Raw genomic sequence first — 17,349 nt, 5'->3', positions numbered from 1 at the left:
CCACCCTGTCCAGCGACTATGCTGCGCCGACTTCGCGTTTCCCCCGGCGGAACGCTCACCTCCCCACAGTCGATAGCCGGCGACCAAGCCGGCAACACATTAAGGGTTCGGATATGGCCAAAGTTGCTTTCATCGGTCTCGGCGTCATGGGCTTCCCCATGGCCGGCCATCTCGCCACCAAAGGCGGCCACGAGGTTACCGTCTACAATCGCAATACGGCCAAGGCGAAAGCATGGGTAGAGAAGTTCGGCGGCAAGTCTGCCCCGACCCCGAAGGCCGCCGCAGAGGGCCAGGATTTCGTGATGGCCTGCGTCGGTAACGACGACGACCTCCGCTCGGTGACCACCGGCTCCGATGGCGCCTTCAGCGGCATGGGCAAGGGCAAGATTTTCGTCGACCACACCACCGCTTCGGCCGAAGTGGCCCGTGAGCTCGATGCAGCCGCGACCAAGGGCGGTTTCCACTTCATCGATGCGCCGGTATCCGGCGGTCAGGCCGGCGCCGAGAACGGCGCCCTTACCGTGATGTGCGGCGGCACGGCCGACGTCTATGCCAAGGTCGAGCCGATCATCACCGCCTATGCCAAGATGCAGAAGCTGCTCGGTCCGGCCGGCTCCGGCCAGCTCACCAAGATGGTCAACCAGATCTGCATCGCAGGCCTCGTCGAAGCGCTGTCCGAGGGCATCCACTTTGCGAAGAAGGCAGGGCTGGACGTCAACTCCGTTGTCGAGGTGATCTCCAAGGGTGCAGCGCAATCGTGGCAGATGGAGAACCGCCACAAGACCATGAACGAGGGCAAGTTCGACTTCGGCTTCGCCGTCGAATGGATGCGTAAGGACCTGTCGATCTGCCTCGCCGAAGCCCGCCGCAACGGCGCCAGCCTGCCCGTCACGGCGCTGGTCGACAACTTCTATGCCGAGGTGGAAAAGATCGGCGGCAAGCGCTGGGATACTTCGAGCCTTCTCGCAAGATTCGAGAAGTAAACGCTTCTAACCGCTCACAAAGCTGCGGCCGGGTAAGCGTCTTGCGCTTCCCCGGCCGCACTCATTTTCACGGATAATTAACCGGATTGCCGCGTTCTTTAAGGCGCCCTTTAAGAATTGTGCGGCACAGATAATGATCTGTGAAAACCGCCCGCTTCTGCGTGCAGGATTTGTGTAAGCGTGATGAGTGAGCCCGCCGTCAGGCCCGAGGTCGTCCAGCTGCCGGCTGAAGAGCCCGTCGCTGCACCGGCACGCAACCGGCGGGTAGCCCAGCAGCGTGTGCGCGAGGCCCGCGACCGCCTGACGTCGACGTCCGGCACGCGCCCCGCCTTCGACCGCGAACTTCTCCGTCAATACGCCCAGACCCGCCTTTCCGCCTCGCTGGTTGTCACGCTGCTGGTGGTCGGCACCGGCATCGTGTTCGGCGTCTGGTTGCAGCCGCTGCCTGCCGCCGCCTGGGCCTGCGGCATGCTATGCATCCATGCGGCGATCCTGCGCGCCTGCAACCGCTATCTCGCCGAGCCGACCGGCCCGAACACCACGCGAAAGTGGCGTACGCGTTTCATGGCGCTGGACGTTGTCTACGGCCTCGCCTGGACATCGATCCTGGTGCATCCCACCGGCGCGGATATCGTCTCCAATTCGATGATGATGTTCCTGATGCTGCTGGTGGTGGCGGTCTCCAGTATGCTTGCCTCGAGCCTGCCCATCGCCGCCATCGCCGCCACCGCCCCGGTGACCTTCGGCGTGGCGTTGAGCTTCATCCTGCGGGGTAATTTCGACAGTTATGTCCTCGCTGCGCTGGCCATTGCAGCGGAAGGCTATTTCATCCTGCTTGCCCAGCGCCTGCACTCTACCACGCTGGCCGCGCTCGAAGCGCGCGCCGAGAAGGATGCGCTGATCGGCGAACTCGAACAGGCCAAGGCCATCTCGGACGAAGCGCGCCACCGCGCCGAGGCCGCCAATGTCGCCAAGTCGCGCTTTCTTGCGCAAATGAGCCACGAGCTCCGCACGCCGCTGAACGCCATTCTCGGCTTCTCGGAAGTGATGAAGAGCGAGATTTTCGGCGCGCATGCAATTGGCGTCTACAAGGATTATTCGGCGGACATCCATAATTCCGGCGTCCATCTGCTCAACCTCATCAACGAGATCCTCGACCTCTCGCGCATCGAGGCCGGCCGCTACGAACTCAACGAGGAAGCCGTCTCGCTCGAACATGTCGTCGCCGACTGTCATCATCTCTTGAAACTGCGCGCCACCAGCCGCGGCATTACCATCCATGAGGTGTTCGAGCACGGCATGCCGCGCATCTGGGGCGATGAGCGTGCCTGCCGGCAGATCGTGCTCAACCTGCTCTCCAACGCCATCAAGTTCACCCCGCAGGGCGGCGAGATCTGGCTCAAGGTTGGCTGGACGGCCTCGGGCGGCCAATATCTGAGCTGCAAGGATACCGGCTCGGGCATCGCCGAAGACGAGATTCCGATCGTGCTGGCCTCGTTCGGCCAGGGCTCGAACTCGATCAAATCCGCCGAGCAAGGCGCCGGCCTCGGTCTGCCGATCGCAAAAAGTCTGATCGACATGCATGGCGGCACTTTCACGCTGAAGTCGAAGCTGCGCATCGGCACCGAGGTGATCATCACCTTCCCGCCCGAGCGCGTGATGTCGGCGCTCGCGCCGGTGACGGAGGACGCACCGCCGCTCCAGCCGGACTACGATTTCAACATCGCCGACGACAAACGGCGTGCCCGCAACAAGCCGATCATGAACGCGGGAACGGGTCTGTAGCGCATGATCCCGAAAAGTGTGCAGCGGTTTTCGGATCAGGTCATGCGCGAACAACAAATTTCGCGGCTTGCACACATGCGCCAAACCGCTCAAATATCCTCGTATGAACAAAGAAACGCCGTGCGTCGCCATCTGTGTCATCGATCCCAAAGCGAAGCTCTGCCTTGGATGCGGACGCACGCTGCAGGAAATCGCGCGTTGGGGCCGGATGGAGAGCGCAGAACGCCTCGGCATCATGGCGTCTCTCGAAACGCGCATGACGGAAGCCGGCTTCGCGCCCCCCTCGACTTACGTTCGCAAGCCGCGCCCCGCGACATCCTGACCAGCGCAATCCTCGGGAGCGCAGCGTGACACGCGTCCTGCTGCTGATCGCCGCAATTCTCGCCACTGCTGGTGCGGCGCTCGCTTATGGCGATGCCAAACAGATTACGAAAGCGGGGTCGCTCGTCACCGAAATCCTGCGCAAACAGGTCCCGCCGATGCCGCGCATCGTCGACGTTCCGCGCGGCGACGGCGGCGAATTCGCTTTGCAGGCGACAATCAACGGCATCGCCACGCCGATGGTTATCGATACCGGCGCCACCTCGGTGATGCTGTCCTACGAAACCGCGAAAGCGATCGGCCTGCCCGTCGAACTGCTCGCCTACAATATCGACGTCGAAACCGTCTCCGGCCGGACCAAAGCGGCGCGGCTGACCCTGGATCGCCTCGCCATTGGCAAGCTGGTGGAACGTGCAGTCCCTGCCCTCATCGTCCCGCGCGGATCGATGAAGACCAATCTGCTGGGCATGAGCTTTCTGGATCGCCTGGAAAGCTGGGAAGTGCGTGCGGACAAGCTAAAACTGCGTGGTTACCCGTAAGTTCCGTCCCTCATGGTGAGGAGGTGCGAAGCGCCGTCTCGAACCATAAGATGTGGAGTTCTATGTTCATCCTTCGAGACGCGCGCAAGGCGCGCTCCTCAGGATGAGGGCGGAGCTCATTTTACGCCGCTTCCGCGACCGGCTCATCTTCCACCAGCGCGATCGCGTCACGCAGCACGTCGATCCCCGCGCCGTGCCTCACGCCATGTTCGGCAAGGTGCCGGCGGAATGCCCGCGCACCACGCACCGCATGGAACGCGCCGACGAAATGCCGGGTGATCGAATGCAGCCGCGTCCCCTGCGCGATCTGGTCCGAGATGTAAGGCATCATCGCTTCCATCGCGTCCTTCATCGTCGCGTGCGGCGCAGGGGTGCCGAAAATTTCGGGATCGACGGCAAGCAGACGCCACGGCTCCTGATAGGCCGCTCGTCCGAGCATCGCGCCATCCACATGCGCCAGATGCGCCTTCGCCTCGGTGACCCCGGGAATGCCGCCATTGATGGCGATCGGCACATCCGGCATCTCCAGCTTCAGCCGATAGACGCGATCGTAATTGAGCGGCGGGATGGTGCGGTTTTCCTTCGGCGAGAGACCGTTCAGCCACGCCTTACGGGCATGCACGATGAGGCCATCGGCGCCTGCCGCGACCACCGCTTTCGCCAGAGCATCAAGCGCGACTTCCGGGTCCTGATCGTCGACGCCGATACGGCATTTCACCGTCACCGGCACATCGACGGCCGCTTTCATCGCGGCAACACAGCGTGCAACCAGATCGGGCTCGGCCATCAGGCAGGCGCCGAAGCGACCTTCCTTCACCCGATCCGACGGGCACCCGACATTGATGTTGATTTCGTCGTAACCGAAATCGGCACCGATCTTGGCGGCTTCGGCGAGCTGCACCGGATCTGAACCGCCGAGCTGAAGCGCAACGGGATGCTCGCTCGCGTCGAAGCCAAGCAGGCGCTGGCGATCACCGTGAATGATCGCAGGCGTTGTCACCATCTCCGTGTAGAGGAGCGCACGCCGCGTCAGCAGACGGTGGAACACCCGGCAATGCCGATCAGTCCAGTCCATCATGGGCGCTACGGAGAATGTGCAGTTCGGATAGGTCAAGCGCTTGGTCCCTGCCCGCAGTGGCGGGCGTTCCGATCAATCCTTGTATTCGTACAGCAGACGGGCGCGGATAGTGCCATCGAGCGCACGGATGTCTTCCAGCACGCGCTGGCTGTCGGCGGCCGACGCGTCGGCGTCGAGCACGACGTAGCCGATATCGTTATTGGTCTCATAGTACTGCGCGGCGATATTGACGGCATGGCGTGCCAACACTTCGTTCAAGCGGCCGAGCATGCCCGGCATGTTGCGCTGGACCTGGATGAAGCGCGTCCCCTGCGGACGGGCTGGCAGTTGCACCTGCGGGAAGTTCACGGCGCCCACGGTCGAGCCGGTGTCGCTGTAGTCGATCAGCTTTCGCGCCACTTCGGCGCCGATGCGCTCCTGCGCCTCTTCCGTGGAGCCGCCGACATGCGGCGTCAGCAGCACATTGGGAAGTCCCTGCAGCGGCGTAACGAATTTCTCCTGATTGGAGCTGGGTTCCACCGGGAATACGTCCACGGCTGCGCCGCGCAGCTTGCCGTTGCGCAACACGTCGGCGAGCGCGTCGAGATCGACCACTGTGCCACGGCTGTTATTGATGAAATAGGCGCCATCCTTCATCCAGGACAGCTCCGTCTTGCCGATCATGCCCTGGGTTGCCGGCGTTTCCGGCACATGCAGGCTGACCACGTCGCTCTGCGCCATCAGTTCCTGCAGCGTCGCCACCGGCTCCGTATTGCCATGACGCAGGCGGTCGGTGTGATCGTAGAAAATCACCTTCATGCCGAAAGTCTCGGCGAGGTTGGACAGCTGTGAGCCGATATTGCCATAGCCGACGATGCCGAGCGTCTTGCCGCGGACTTCATGGCTGTTGGTGGCCGACTTATCCCACTTGCCCTGATGTGCGGCAACCGAGCGGTCGACGATACGGCGGAACAGCATCACGATCTCGCCCATGACCAGTTCGGCCACCGAGCGGGTGTTGGAGAACGGCGCGTTGAAAACCGGAATGCCGCTGCGGCGCGCGGCATCGATATCGACCTGATTGGTGCCGACGCTGAAGCAACCGATCGCGATCAAGCGATCCGCAGCGTCGAGCACATCCTGGGTGATCTGCGTGCGGGAACGGATGCCGAGCAGATGCACGCCCTTGAGGGCTTCCTTGAGTTCGCTGCCACCGAGCGCCTTGGTCAGGCGCGTGACATTGGTGTAGCCGGCCATGTCGATCAGTTCGACGGCGCTGTCATTGACGCCCTCGAGCAGAAGGATCTTGATCTTATCCTTCGGGAGCGAGAGCTGCGGGGCGAGCATGGCGGTCTTTGACACGGGCGCGGTGTCCTTTGCGGGGCAGTTGGAATGGCGACGCAACGGGAGCCCAGAGGGCTCCGGCGCGACGGGACGCCAGACGCTGGTTCGATTTGGCCGCATCTTTAATCCGGCCGTCCCGATCATGCCAAGTGGGGACACAACAAATTGAAAAATAAGATTTTTTGACCATAGGACCGTATCGGCTCCGGTCTTAGCGGCTCGCCCGGGAGTCGCTGCATCGTTCGGGGCCCAGCGCAACGTCACGCGCGCGCCTGAGGAGTGCCCGTTCGCAGGCGATAACCGACCCGATTCCATCAGTCACGCCGATTGACAAGGAAGGGATGATTATTAGCATACAAGCGATTTTTGGCACTCCTTCTGGAGTTGGTCGAATGAAACCGGCGCCGTTTACTCGCCACGTTCCGCGCACAGTGGACGAAGTCGTGAGTACCCTGGCCGAATATGCGCCGCTGGACGGACGTATTCTCGCCGGTGGGCAAAGTCTCGTGCCCATCATGGCATTCCGCATGGCACGGCCGGCACATCTGATCGATATCAACGAGGTCAAAGGGCTTGACCGCCTCGCCGTCGATGCGGGCTATCTGTCGATCGGCGCGTGCGTGCGCCACGGCGCTTTCCACAAGCCGGTGGTCGGCGGGCCGCTTGGGCCCCTGCTGGCCTATGTCGCCAAACATATCGCGCACTATCCGATCCGCATGCGAGGGACCTTTTGCGGCAGCCTCGCCCAGGCCGATCCATCATCGGAATGGTGCCTCGTCTCTGCGACGCTTGGCGCGCAACTGGTCATAAAGAGCGTTCGCGGCGAACGCATCGTGCTGACCGAAGACTTCCTTGAAGGCGTTATGACGACGGCACTGCAGGAAGACGAATTGCTTGCCGAAGCGCGGCTGCCGTTGTTGCCGGGCGACACCAAATTCGGATTTTATGAATTTAGCCGTCGCGCCGGCGATTTTGCAATGTGCGCGGCGCTCGTCGTTTATCGGGTGGTGGACGGAAAAATCACCGATGCCCGCGTCGGCATCGGAGGCGCCGAAGACCGCGCGCGGCGGATTGCCGAGATAGAGCATGTGCTGAACGGGCGGCCGCCCTCCCACGATCTGTTCGTCGCAGCCGGCGAAGCGGCTGCGATTGCCATCGATCCGATGGAAGACGCCCAGACGACTGCCGAATATCGCCGCGATCTCGCCCGTGCCGTGACGCGACGCGCACTCGAACATTCGCAACAATGACCATGCTCGCAAAGCACGCCCGCAACAGCGGGAAACCACCATGACCGACAAGGGCGACGTCACCCTCACCATCAACGGCAAAATGCATGCAATATGCGTCGAGCCGCGTCGCACGCTGGTGGATGCCATCCGCGAGGAATGTGGGCTGACCGGCACCCATATCGGCTGCGAACATGGCGTCTGCGGCGCCTGCACCGTGCTGGTGGATGACGAACCAGTGCGCGCCTGCCTGATGTTCGCCCACCAGGCGGAGGGAAAGCCGATCCGCACCGTGGAAGGACTCGCCGATGGCGACACGATGCATGTGATGCAGCGCGCTTTCATCGAAAATCATGGCCTGCAATGCGGTTTCTGCACGCCGGGCTTCCTGATGCTCGCTGTCGGCGTGCTGGAACGTGAACCAGACATTTCCGATCTCGATCTCGTCGACGTGCTGTCATCGAACCTGTGCCGGTGCACGGGCTATCAGAACATCATCAAGGCAGTACGCGCCGCGGCCGCCGAGATGCGCCTGCCGTGAGCGCTCCAGCCAAGCCTATGCTGGTTGGCAAATCCGTTCCCCGCAAGGAAGACGAACCGCTGCTGCGCGGACAAGGCAAGTTCGCCGCCGACATCAGCTTCCCGAACCAGCTGCATATGCGCGTTGTCCGCTCCGCTTATGCGCATGGCCGCATCGTATCGGTCGATGTCGCTCCAGCCCTCGCTCTGCCCGGCGTTGTCGCTGCCTGGAGCTTCGAGGATGTCGCGGATATTCCTCCGATCGATTTTCGCCTGACGCGCCTCGAACAGCTCGCCGCCTATCGCCAGACCATTCTAGCCAAGGACAAGGTACGCTATGTCGGCGATCCCGTCGCCGTCGTGTTCGCGGAAGATCCGTATCTCGCCGAGGATGGAGCCGACCATGTCGATGTCGAGATCGAGGAGCTGCCCGTGATCCTGCATGCCGATGGAGAGATCGGCGAATTCCGGGACGGTCTGCCGACCGAAGCGGCGTTGATCGACAAGAGCTATGGCGACGTAGACGCCGCCTTCGCGATGGCGCACGCGACCATCGAGCTCTCTCTGTCCATCGGGCGCCACTCGGGCGTTCCGATGGAAACCCGGGGAGCCATCGGGCGCTACATCGTCGAAACAGACATGCTGGAAATGTACGGCGCCGCCAAGGTGCCCCACTGGAACCGCGACCAGCTAGCAAGAATGTTCGGCCGCACGGCTTCCAACACCCATCTCTATGAAGGCCATGTCGGCGGCGGCTTCGGCATTCGTGGCGAGCTCTATCCGGAGGATGTGCTGGTGTGCCTCGCAGCCATGCGCCTCAGGCGTCCAGTAAAATGGATCGAGGATCGCCGCGAGCATCTGATATCGGCCAATCATTCCCGACAGCAGACGCATCACATCCGCGCAGCCATCGACAAGGACGGCAATATTCTCGCCATCGACGACGAATTTTTCCACGATCAGGGGGGTTATATGCGCACGCATGCCGCCACCGTCCCCGACCTCACCGCAGCAATGCTGCCGGGCCCCTATCGCATTCCCGCCTATCGTGCCCGCGGGCATATCCGGCTCACCAACAAGACGCCCGGCGGCACCTATCGTGCGCCGGGCCGCTACGAAAGCACTTTTGTGCGCGAGCGCCTGCTCGATGCCGTCGCTGCCAAGGTCGGGATCGATGGCGCCGAAGTCCGTCGCCGCAACCTGATCCATACCGACGAGATGCCGATGAAACGCGCGCTGGAGACGCTCGGCACCGATATCGTGCTCGACTCCGGCGACTATGCGAAACTGCTCGACAAAGCGCTCGACGGGATCGGCTGGATGGAACTGCGTGTACAGATCGACGAACGGCGCAAGGCCGGCGAATGGGTCGGCGCCGGCCTTGGCATGTTCGTGGAAAAGAGCGGGCTAGGTCCCTTCGACGATGTCAGGATCGCCGTCAGCATCGATGGCCATGTGGAAGTCGTCACCGGCGCCGCCTCGGTGGGCCAAGGCGTCGAGACGGTGATCGCACAAATTTGCGCGGAGAAGCTTGGCGTCGGTTATGACCGCGTCAGCGTCATCCACGGCCAGACCGATCGCATCGATCGCGGTCTGGGCGCCTTCGCCTCCCGCGTCACCGTGATGACCGGCGAAGCCACCCGCCTCGCCGCCCTGAAGCTGCGCGATCTGGCGCTTGCAACCGCGGCGGAGTTGATGCAGTTGCCTGCCGATCAACTCGATATCGTCGATGGCGAGATCGTGCGTACCGATGGCAGCGCCGGGCCGTCGATGTCGCTGGCCCAAATTGCCAAAGTGCTTGAAGCGGATGACCACGCTCCGGGTCTTGTCGCGGAGGCTTCGTTCGAATCCAAGCATATGACCTATCCTTACGGGGTCCATATCGCTGTCGTCTCGATCGCGCCGGATACCGGCTGCGTCGCCGTCGAGCGCTATCTGGTGGCCTACGACATCGGCAAAGCGATCAATCCGATGCTTGTGAGCGGCCAGATCGTCGGCGGGGTCGCACAAGGCCTCGGCGGCGCGCTGTTTGAAGAATTTAACTATGACGATCGCGGCGAACCGCTGGCGGTGACGCTTGCAGACTATTTGATGCCAACCGCACGCGAGGTGCCACCCGTGGAGGTCCTCATCACCGAGGATGCACCAAGCCCGCTCAATCCGATGGGGCTGAAAGGCGCCGGCGAAGGCGGCGCAAATGCGGTCGGCGCGGCAATCGCCGCAGCCATCGACGATGCGCTTGGCCGGCCTGGCGCCATCACGCGGCTCCCGGTGTCGCCGCAGCAGATCAAGGCGTTGATCAATCGGAAAATGTAGGGCGGGCAAAGCGCAACGTGCGCACCTTCCCATGCATAGCGGACAATGGCAGGCACGGCGCTTCGCGCCGTTGCCCCTCTACAAGTTGCTACGTTATCTTTTTCAACAGCCGCGTCAGCGTGCGCTGCTCGTCGATCGTCAGCGGCCTCAGCGTCCTGGCGGTGACATCCGTCGCCACCCGAATAGCGGCCTCGACCACGCTGCTGCCCTTTTCCGTGAGCGACACCGCTCGTCGGCGACGGTCATCGGGATCGGCCCCCACATTGACAAAGCCGCGTAGTCCAAGTCGGTCCACCACACCCTTGACGGTGGCAGCATCCAGATAGACCAGACGACCGAGGTGGTTTTGAGAACATGGCCCGACTTCGTGCAGTTTGGCCATGACGGCGAATTGGGTCTGCGTGAGTTCCTCGATCATGTTGGACATGAAAATCGAGGTGTGACGCTGCATCGCGACGCGGAGCAGGAAACCCACCTGTACATCGAGCTCATAGCCGGCGGACGCTTCGGCGCCGGCTTGAGATTTCACCTTGCCCGATTTCTGCATCACCGCGATCCCGTTGTGCGACCTCAGTTATGAACGATCCGCGGCGACAGGAACAGATGAAGTTTTGATCGCCAAGTCTCATTCACCTTCGATGAAGCTGACTTGAGCGATCCGCTTTCAGGGACCACGTGCTAGACGGTCAAATAAGCACGCTGGATATCCACGTTGTCGGCGAGCTCAGCCATGGTCCCATTCCATCGAATTTGACCTTTCTCAAGAATGTAAGCGCGATCGGACACCAGTTCTGCGAAATGAACGTTCTGCTCCGAGAGCAGAATGGAGACACCGGCTTTCTTGAGTTCGAGGATCGTGTTCGCCATCATTTCCACGATCACAGGTGCAACACCCTCCGAGGGCTCGTCGAGCAGGATCAGGAGCGGATTACCCATCAGCGTCCGCGCCACCGTCAGCATCTGTTGTTCGCCGCCGCTCATGCGACCACCCGGCCGGTTCGGCATCTCGCCGAGATTGGGAAACAGGGCAAGGAGCTTCTGCTCGTTCCATACGGGCGCGTCGATGCCGTCGCTGAACTTTCGCGGCGGTTGACGGCCGATGTCGAGATTTTCCAGCACGGTCAGGTCGGAGAAAATGCGGCGATCTTCCGGAACGAAACCAAGACCGAGCCGCGCGATTTCGTAAGGCTGACAGTCCGAGATGTCGTGCCCGTCGAACATGATCTTGCCGGTCGATTGCGTCATCAGACCCATCACCGCTTTCATGGTGGTGGTCTTGCCGGCGCCGTTGCGGCCCATCAGGGCCACCACCTCGCCGCGCCCGACCTCGAGGCCGATATCGTAAAGGATCTGCGCCGCGCCATAGGAGGCACGTAGCCCTTCCACCGTGAGCATCTGCACGCTCATGTCTTCGCTTCCACCTTGAAGGTCTTGCCGGTACCGAAATAGACCTCCTGCACCTGCGGATTATCGCGGATCGATTTCCCGTCGCCATCGGCGATCAAGCGCCCGCGCGCCAGCACGATGATGCGATCGGCGAAGGCGAATACGACATCCATGGAATGCTCGGTGAACAGCACCGAGATTCCGCGTTCGATCACCAGCCGCTTTACCAGCGCGATCAGATCGTTGCGCTCTTTCGGCGCCATTCCTGCAGTGGGCTCGTCCATCAGCAGCAGCCGCGGATCATTGGCGAGGGCGATGGCAAGCTCAACGCGCTTGACGTCGCCATAGGCCAGTTCACGGCTCGGCCGATCGGCCGCATCCTGCATGCCGACCTGGGCTAGCAGTTCGAGCGCACGGCCGCGGTGCAGCGTGCGGGCCGGTCGCCACAGCCGATAGACCTGACCGGCATGGGACAACAGCGCCATCTGCACGTTCTCGATCACGGTCATCGAATTGAAAGTCGCCGCCACCTGAAACGTGCGACCGATGCCGAGCCGCCAGATATCGCGCGGTTTCCTGCCGTTCAGCGCATTGCCCTCGAACCAGATTTCGCCGGAATCCGGCGGCAACTGACCATTGATCATGTTGAAACAGGTGGATTTGCCGGCACCGTTCGGCCCGATCAGCGCGAGAAATTCTCCGCGCTTGATCTCGAACGATACATCGTTGACGGCGCGCACACCGCCGAAGGATTTTGACAGCCGACGGATGCTGAGATCGCTCATGACGTAGCTTTCCGACGCACGACCAGTTTCGAGAGGCCGCCGACGATCCCCGCCGGGAATGCCAGCACCAACAGCAGGATGACGCCGCCGAGCAGCGCGCGCCAGTATTCCGTGGAACGCATGATGCTGTCCTGCAGTACGGCAAAGACCGAGGCGCCGACGATGGGACCGGTCAATGTCTGCAGGCCACCGAGCAGCACCATCACCAGACCATCGATAGAACGGCCGACGGCGATCGTCTCTGGCGAGATCGATCCCTTGGCGAAGGCAAACAGCCCGCCGGCAACGCCGCAGACACACCCGGCGATGGCGAAGGCCAGCCAATGGATGCGTTTCACGTCGAGTCCGATTGCCTCGGCACGCAGTGGCGAGTCACGCCCCGCCCGCATGGCATAGCCGAATGGGGAAAACAGGAAGCGCCGGATCGCGAACACGCCAAGCGCAGCGAGGGCAAGCGTGAGATAATAAAACATCGGACGGCTCTCGAACGGTGCGGATGGCCAGACGCCGAGTACGCCATTGGAACCGCCTGTCAGAGTCTCCCACTGGAACACGGCAGCCCAGACGATCTGCGCAAAGGCGAGCGTCAGCATCGCGAGATAGACGCCGGACAGGCGCACGGCGAACCAACCGAACAGCAACGCGCCGGCCAGCGCCACCAGCGGAGCGGACAGAAGCGCAATCCCCATAGGAGCAGCGAACCACTTCGCCAGCAGAGCGGCACCATAGGCGCCGAGACCGAAGTAAGCCGCATGGCCGAATGAATGCATCCCGCCCGGCCCCATGATGAAGTGCAGGCTGGTCGCAAACAGGATCGCGATCAGCACATCGATGCCGAGCACCAGCGTGTAAGGCGAGTCCTTCGCGATCAGTGGCAGGCAGATCAGCACAAACAACACCACAAGTCCGCCGATCTTGGTCGCCATGGTGGCCGGACGCAGCGGCTCCTCCGGCTCGGCGACGCTGCGCACCACACCTTGCTCGCGGCCAAGCAATCCATAAGGCCGTGCAATCAGCACGATGGCCATTACCAGAAATTCGGCAACCAGCGTCATCTTGGAAAAATTGACGGTGAACAAGCCAAAATCGATCACGCCAAGCGCGATACATAAAGCCTTCACCTCGGCGATCAGCACCGCGGCCACATAGGCGCCGGTGATCGATCCCATGCCGCCCACCACAACCACCACGAAGGCGTCGCCGATGACATTCAGGTCTGTCGTTAACGTCGCCGGCTCGCGGGCGATCTGGAGCGCGCCGCCGAGGCCCGCGAGCATGGCGCCGAGCGCGAATACGCCGGTGAACAGCATGGCCTGATTGACGCCGAGCGCGCCGACCATCTCGCGGTCCTGCGTCGCCGCCCGCATGAGGCGACCGAAACGCGTCTTGGACAACGCCATATGAAGCAGCAGCAAAACGACCGGACCGACAATGATCAGGAAGATATCGTAAGTCGGCAACCGGCGCCCGAGGATTTCGATGGAGCCCTTCAAACCCGGCGCACGCGGACCGAGCAGGTCTTCCGGTCCCCAGATCCACAGCGCCGCATCGTTGAAGACGAGCACCAGCGCGAATGTCGCCAGCAACTGAAACAGTTCGGGCGCGCGATAAATGCGTCGAAGCAGCAAGACCTCGATGATCGCACCAAGAATGCCGACCAGAATGGCGGTCAGCACGATGCCACCCCAGAAGCCAAATGCACCGCCGATCTTGGTGGCGAGGCTATAGGCGATATAGGTCCCTAGCATGTAGAGGGACCCGTGAGCGATGTTGACGATCCTGGTGACGCCGAAGATCAGCGACAGGCCGACGGCGACCAGAAAGAGGCCCGATGCCGCCGACAGTCCATTGATCGCCTGGAATACGAACGCATTCAGGTTCATTAGAATCCCGCCTCTTCCCGCGCGGGGATCGTGGGAAGAGCAAGCGTTGCGGCCATCGGCTCGTGACCTTACTCGGTAGCCGGACGAAGCTTCTTGACTTCGTCGTCGCTCGGCAACACGGCGGCACCATCGACATATTTGATGTCGCTCATGGTGCCCTTGCCGTTCTCCAGCGCGATCTTGCCGACAAAAGCACCGGCCGTCGCCTGATGATCGCTGGCGCGATAGGTGAACGGGCCGAACGGACCAACGACATCAAGACCGCGGAATGCCGTGATGAGTTTTTCGGTGTCCGTCGATCCGGCCTTGGCGATACCGGCAGCAAGCGACTTCATGGTGGCATAGCCGACGATCGATCCGAGACGCGGATAGTCATTATACTTCTTCTGATAGGCAGCGAGGAATGTCGCGTGTTCCGGGATCTTGATCTTGTCCCAGGGGTAACCCGTAACGATCCAGCCAACAGGCGCTTCTTCCTTGACCGGATCAAGATATTCCGGCTCGCCGGACAGCACGCTCACGACCGTGCGATCCTTGAACACACCGCGCGTGCCGCCTTCGCGCACCAGCTTGGCAAAGTCTGCGCCAAACAGCACATTGAAGATCCCGTCCGGTTTCGCATCGTCGATCGCCTGCACGACGGCGCCGGCATCGACCTTGCCGAGCGGCGGCGCCTGTTCGGTGACGAATTCGATGTCAGGCTGCTTGGCCTTCATCATCTCCTTGAAGGTCGCCGCCGCGGCCTGTCCGTATTCGTAGTTCGGATAAACCAGCGCCCAGCGCTTCTTCTTCGCAGCCAGCGCTTCCGGCACCAGCATGGCGACCTGCATGTAGGTCGTGGCGCGCAAGCGGAATGTGTAGCGATTGCCGTTCTGCCAGGTGATCTTGTCGGTCAGCGGTTCGGCAGCGAGGAAGAATACCTTCTTCTTGCCGGCGAACTCCGTCACCGCAAGACCGGTGTTCGACAGGAAGGTCCCGGCGAGAATATTCACCCCTTCACGCGTCACCAGTTCTTCGGCGACACGCACAGCATCGCCCGGCGAAGAGCCGTCGTCACGCGAGATCACTTCGAGCTTCTTGCCGAGCACGCCGCCCTTGGCGTTGATCTCCTCGATCGCCAGCTCCCATCCCTTCTTGTAGGGATCCAGGAATGCCGTCTGCGTCTTGTAGCTGTTGAGCTCACCGATCTTGATCGTGTCCTGTGCAGCAGCGACATGGGTGAGTGAAAGAGCGAACAGGCCAGCTAGGGCGAATGAACCAGATATACGAGCCGTCATCATGATCGAACTCCGTTGATAGCAACGATTGCGATGGATGTTATCGTCGAAATTTCGCGGGCTGCGCCATTTCTCTGCGGATCGGTCGATCCTGCCGATGGCATCTTGCCGAGCAACTCGAATTAGTTTGTACGCAAATAGTCTGGCGCACCCCTGAGGTTGTCAAGGCTGGTCTTTTAGCAATGTGCAAAGCACATCGCTGATCTTTTGATCATTGCAGGCGCATCCCGTGAATCGACCGGACACACAAAGCAGCACGCGGCGACGAAATCAACGTCGCCGCGCGTGTACCGCGACTAGCGGTCGCGGAAGCGATCCATCAACGCCTTGTCCTGGCCGCCATCGATCTCGATCATGGTGCCGTTCGCCATCTGAACCAGGGGCGACGACAGCATCACCACGAGATTGGCGACTTCCTCGACCTCCGCGATACGTCCGAGTGGAATCGAGGCCGGCGCCAACTTGTCGGCGTCCTCGTAAGAGATCTTCATGTCACGCGACATCGCGCCGACAAGACCAGCCCAGCGTTCGGTCCGGACCGGACCGGGGTTCACGGCGCAGAACGAGATGTTGTGGCGCCCATACTGTCCAGCGAGGGACAGCGTCATGTTCTGTCCAGCGGCATTAGCCGCACCGGGAGCGATTTCCCAATAGGACGGCTTCACGCCATCATTCCCGATAAGATTGACCACGCGACCGCCGCCCTGCTTGACCATGATCGGCAGCGCGTAGCGCAGGCAGCGCACATAGCCCATGAATTTGAGCTGCAGCGCCTGTTCCCAGTCGGCTTCGGTCAGCGTCTCGATCACACCGCCAGGCGCCGAACCGGCATTGTTGATCATCAGATCGATAGCACCGAGCTTCTTGTGCGCGGTGTCGACGAAGTTTTTGGCATCGGCATCCTTGGTGAGATCGGCCGGGATCGCAACGACCGTCACGCCGGTTGCTCCCCTGATCTCTTCGGCGGTCTTCTCCAGCGGTTCGGGGCGGCGCGCGCAGATCGCGACGTTGACGCCCTCTTTCGCCAGCGTCATGGCGATGCCCTTGCCGATACCCTCGCTGCCACCGGTGATGAGTGCGCATTTGCCTTTGAGTTGGAGGTCCATGAGATCGTCCTTCTGGGTTGAAAGGTCGTGTCAGCTCCCGGTAAAGCGCGGAGCCCGCTTCTCGGCGAAAGCCACTCGGCCTTCGGTGTAGTCAGCACTCGCGTCGGCATCGGCGTAGAGGCGTTCGGCCTCGGCCATGAGATCGGCGTCGGCGGTCAGCGCGCGGATCGCGGCTTTGGCCGCCTTGATCGTCAGCGGCGCATTGCCGGCAATTTTCTGCGCGAGTGCTACGGCAAGCGGCGCGACTTCCGCCTTTGGCACGAGGACATGCACTGCGCCGAGCTCATAGGCACGCGATGCAGGAAGTCGATCGGCGGTAAACAACACCTGACGCGTAGCACCGGCGCCGAACACGCGAATGAAACGGGCAATGCCACGCGGATCATAGCCGAGACCAAGCTTCGCAGCCGGCACGGCAAAGAATGCATCGGACGCTGCGATCCGCATGTCGCAACTCGCGGCAACCGAAGAGCCGGCGCCCATGCAGCCGCCAAAGATCACGCCGATGGTCGGCTGCGGGATCGCCTCGATGGCGCGGCAGGTGTTCTCGACGAGATCGTCATAGGCCCTGGCGTTGCCCTCGCCGCTCCGCGCGGTCGCAAAATCGGAGATGTCGGCGCCGGCAGAGAACATGTCCTCTCCATCTCCGCGGATGACGACAACGCGGATATCCTTGCGGGCCGTCACCTCCACCGCGAAGGCCGCGATCTTGTTCCACATCACCGTTGAGATCGCATTGCGGCGTGCCGAATAGGCGAGCCGCAGCGTTGCAATGCCGTCCGCAATATCGATGAAGATATCGCCGGGCGCTGCCATCGG

General features: G+C 62.0%; 16 protein-coding genes. 7 read left to right on the top strand and 9 right to left on the bottom strand.

Annotated elements, in window-relative coordinates; translation table 11 throughout:
* Nucleotides 1–113: 113 nt before the first annotated feature.
* From E0H22_RS11140 to E0H22_RS11125, 4 genes are all read left to right on the top strand, one after another.
* Nucleotides 114–983, top strand: a complete 870-nt coding sequence (locus tag E0H22_RS11140) for an NAD(P)-dependent oxidoreductase (protein WP_233025702.1) — start codon at nucleotides 114–116, stop codon at nucleotides 981–983.
* A gap of 183 nt (nucleotides 984–1,166) precedes the next feature.
* Nucleotides 1,167–2,768: a sensor histidine kinase gene (locus tag E0H22_RS11135; RefSeq protein WP_233025701.1), complete on the top strand. Its 1,602-nt coding sequence runs from the start codon at nucleotides 1,167–1,169 to the stop codon at nucleotides 2,766–2,768.
* A 103-nt stretch (nucleotides 2,769–2,871) separates the two neighbouring features.
* Nucleotides 2,872–3,090 carry a DUF1289 domain-containing protein gene (locus E0H22_RS11130; RefSeq protein ID WP_233025700.1) on the top strand — a complete coding sequence of 73 codons (219 nt, stop codon included), beginning with the start codon at nucleotides 2,872–2,874 and terminating at the stop codon, nucleotides 3,088–3,090.
* A gap of 25 nt (nucleotides 3,091–3,115) precedes the next feature.
* Nucleotides 3,116–3,628 (top strand): TIGR02281 family clan AA aspartic protease, encoded by a 513-nt coding sequence (locus E0H22_RS11125; protein ID WP_233025699.1) that lies wholly within the window; start codon nucleotides 3,116–3,118, stop codon nucleotides 3,626–3,628.
* A gap of 121 nt (nucleotides 3,629–3,749) precedes the next feature.
* Here the strand turns inward: E0H22_RS11125 and dusA are convergent, their stop codons facing one another.
* Both dusA and serA read right to left on the bottom strand, forming a co-directional pair.
* A complete protein-coding gene (dusA, locus tag E0H22_RS11120) occupies nucleotides 3,750–4,706 on the bottom strand; it encodes a tRNA dihydrouridine(20/20a) synthase DusA (protein ID WP_233026290.1) in 957 nt (318 codons plus the stop codon).
* A gap of 72 nt (nucleotides 4,707–4,778) precedes the next feature.
* Nucleotides 4,779–6,032: a phosphoglycerate dehydrogenase gene (gene serA / locus E0H22_RS11115; protein ID WP_233026289.1), complete on the bottom strand. Its 1,254-nt coding sequence runs from the start codon at nucleotides 6,030–6,032 to the stop codon at nucleotides 4,779–4,781.
* A 440-nt stretch (nucleotides 6,033–6,472) separates the two neighbouring features.
* On the opposite strand from serA, the gene E0H22_RS11110 reads away from it, so the two are divergent.
* The 3 genes from E0H22_RS11110 to E0H22_RS11100 are packed head-to-tail and all read left to right on the top strand — an operon-like array spanning nucleotide 6,473 to nucleotide 10,093.
* Nucleotides 6,473–7,279, top strand: coding sequence for an FAD binding domain-containing protein (locus E0H22_RS11110; RefSeq protein WP_233025698.1), 807 nt, complete (start codon nucleotides 6,473–6,475; stop codon nucleotides 7,277–7,279).
* Between the two features lie 40 nt (nucleotides 7,280–7,319).
* Nucleotides 7,320–7,799, top strand: coding sequence for a (2Fe-2S)-binding protein (locus E0H22_RS11105; RefSeq protein ID WP_233025697.1), 480 nt, complete (start codon nucleotides 7,320–7,322; stop codon nucleotides 7,797–7,799).
* On the top strand, nucleotides 7,796–10,093 hold the full coding sequence (locus E0H22_RS11100) for a xanthine dehydrogenase family protein molybdopterin-binding subunit (RefSeq protein ID WP_233025696.1): 2,298 nt from the start codon (nucleotides 7,796–7,798) through the stop codon (nucleotides 10,091–10,093). Before E0H22_RS11105 ends, E0H22_RS11100 begins: the two co-directional genes overlap by 4 nt.
* Before the next feature lie 88 nt (nucleotides 10,094–10,181).
* Here E0H22_RS11100 and E0H22_RS11095 read toward each other — a convergent pair whose 3' ends face one another.
* The 7 genes from E0H22_RS11095 to E0H22_RS11065 form a co-directional block, all read right to left on the bottom strand.
* On the bottom strand, nucleotides 10,182–10,640 hold the full coding sequence (locus E0H22_RS11095) for a MarR family winged helix-turn-helix transcriptional regulator (protein WP_233025695.1): 459 nt from the start codon (nucleotides 10,638–10,640) through the stop codon (nucleotides 10,182–10,184).
* A 131-nt stretch (nucleotides 10,641–10,771) separates the two neighbouring features.
* On the bottom strand, nucleotides 10,772–11,500 hold the full coding sequence (locus E0H22_RS11090) for an ABC transporter ATP-binding protein (RefSeq protein WP_233025694.1): 729 nt from the start codon (nucleotides 11,498–11,500) through the stop codon (nucleotides 10,772–10,774).
* Nucleotides 11,497–12,264: an ABC transporter ATP-binding protein gene (locus E0H22_RS11085; protein ID WP_233025693.1), complete on the bottom strand. Its 768-nt coding sequence runs from the start codon at nucleotides 12,262–12,264 to the stop codon at nucleotides 11,497–11,499. The genes E0H22_RS11090 and E0H22_RS11085 overlap by 4 nt, the downstream gene beginning before the upstream one ends.
* Nucleotides 12,261–14,147 (bottom strand): ABC transporter permease, encoded by a 1,887-nt coding sequence (locus E0H22_RS11080; RefSeq protein ID WP_233025692.1) that lies wholly within the window; start codon nucleotides 14,145–14,147, stop codon nucleotides 12,261–12,263. Before E0H22_RS11080 ends, E0H22_RS11085 begins: the two co-directional genes overlap by 4 nt.
* 68 nt (nucleotides 14,148–14,215) lie before the next feature.
* Nucleotides 14,216–15,424 carry an ABC transporter substrate-binding protein gene (locus E0H22_RS11075; protein ID WP_233026287.1) on the bottom strand — a complete coding sequence of 403 codons (1,209 nt, stop codon included), beginning with the start codon at nucleotides 15,422–15,424 and terminating at the stop codon, nucleotides 14,216–14,218.
* A 296-nt stretch (nucleotides 15,425–15,720) separates the two neighbouring features.
* A complete protein-coding gene (locus tag E0H22_RS11070; RefSeq protein ID WP_233025691.1) occupies nucleotides 15,721–16,530 on the bottom strand; it encodes an SDR family NAD(P)-dependent oxidoreductase in 810 nt (269 codons plus the stop codon).
* Nucleotides 16,531–16,560: 30 nt separating this feature from the next.
* On the bottom strand, nucleotides 16,561–17,346 hold the full coding sequence (locus E0H22_RS11065) for an enoyl-CoA hydratase-related protein (protein WP_233025690.1): 786 nt from the start codon (nucleotides 17,344–17,346) through the stop codon (nucleotides 16,561–16,563).
* Nucleotides 17,347–17,349: the final 3 nt, after the last annotated feature.

The organism is Rhodopseudomonas boonkerdii (genome assembly GCF_021184025.1).
Taxonomy (GTDB): Bacteria; Pseudomonadota; Alphaproteobacteria; order Rhizobiales; family Xanthobacteraceae; genus Tardiphaga; species Tardiphaga boonkerdii.
Note: the sequence above shows the minus strand (reverse complement) of the source record. Positions and strands in the feature narration are given on the sequence as shown.

Excerpts from the sequence above, each read along its gene's own strand:
- E0H22_RS11090 (WP_233025694.1), bottom strand. The coding sequence starts at position 11,500 with ATGAGCGTGCAGATGCTCACGGTGGAAGGGCTACGTGCCTCCTATGGC.
- E0H22_RS11135 (WP_233025701.1), top strand. The coding sequence starts at position 1,167 with ATGAGTGAGCCCGCCGTCAGGCCCGAGGTCGTCCAGCTGCCGGCTGAA.
- E0H22_RS11075 (WP_233026287.1), bottom strand. The coding sequence starts at position 15,424 with ATGACGGCTCGTATATCTGGTTCATTCGCCCTAGCTGGCCTGTTCGCT.
- E0H22_RS11085 (WP_233025693.1), bottom strand. The coding sequence starts at position 12,264 with ATGAGCGATCTCAGCATCCGTCGGCTGTCAAAATCCTTCGGCGGTGTG.
- E0H22_RS11070 (WP_233025691.1), bottom strand. The coding sequence starts at position 16,530 with ATGGACCTCCAACTCAAAGGCAAATGCGCACTCATCACCGGTGGCAGC.
- E0H22_RS11140 (WP_233025702.1), top strand. The coding sequence starts at position 114 with ATGGCCAAAGTTGCTTTCATCGGTCTCGGCGTCATGGGCTTCCCCATG.
- E0H22_RS11105 (WP_233025697.1), top strand. The coding sequence starts at position 7,320 with ATGACCGACAAGGGCGACGTCACCCTCACCATCAACGGCAAAATGCAT.
- serA (WP_233026289.1), bottom strand. The coding sequence starts at position 6,032 with ATGCTCGCCCCGCAGCTCTCGCTCCCGAAGGATAAGATCAAGATCCTT.
- E0H22_RS11080 (WP_233025692.1), bottom strand. The coding sequence starts at position 14,147 with ATGAACCTGAATGCGTTCGTATTCCAGGCGATCAATGGACTGTCGGCG.
- E0H22_RS11065 (WP_233025690.1), bottom strand. The coding sequence starts at position 17,346 with ATGGCAGCGCCCGGCGATATCTTCATCGATATTGCGGACGGCATTGCA.
- E0H22_RS11130 (WP_233025700.1), top strand. The coding sequence starts at position 2,872 with ATGAACAAAGAAACGCCGTGCGTCGCCATCTGTGTCATCGATCCCAAA.
- E0H22_RS11095 (WP_233025695.1), bottom strand. The coding sequence starts at position 10,640 with ATGCAGAAATCGGGCAAGGTGAAATCTCAAGCCGGCGCCGAAGCGTCC.
- dusA (WP_233026290.1), bottom strand. The coding sequence starts at position 4,706 with ATGATGGACTGGACTGATCGGCATTGCCGGGTGTTCCACCGTCTGCTG.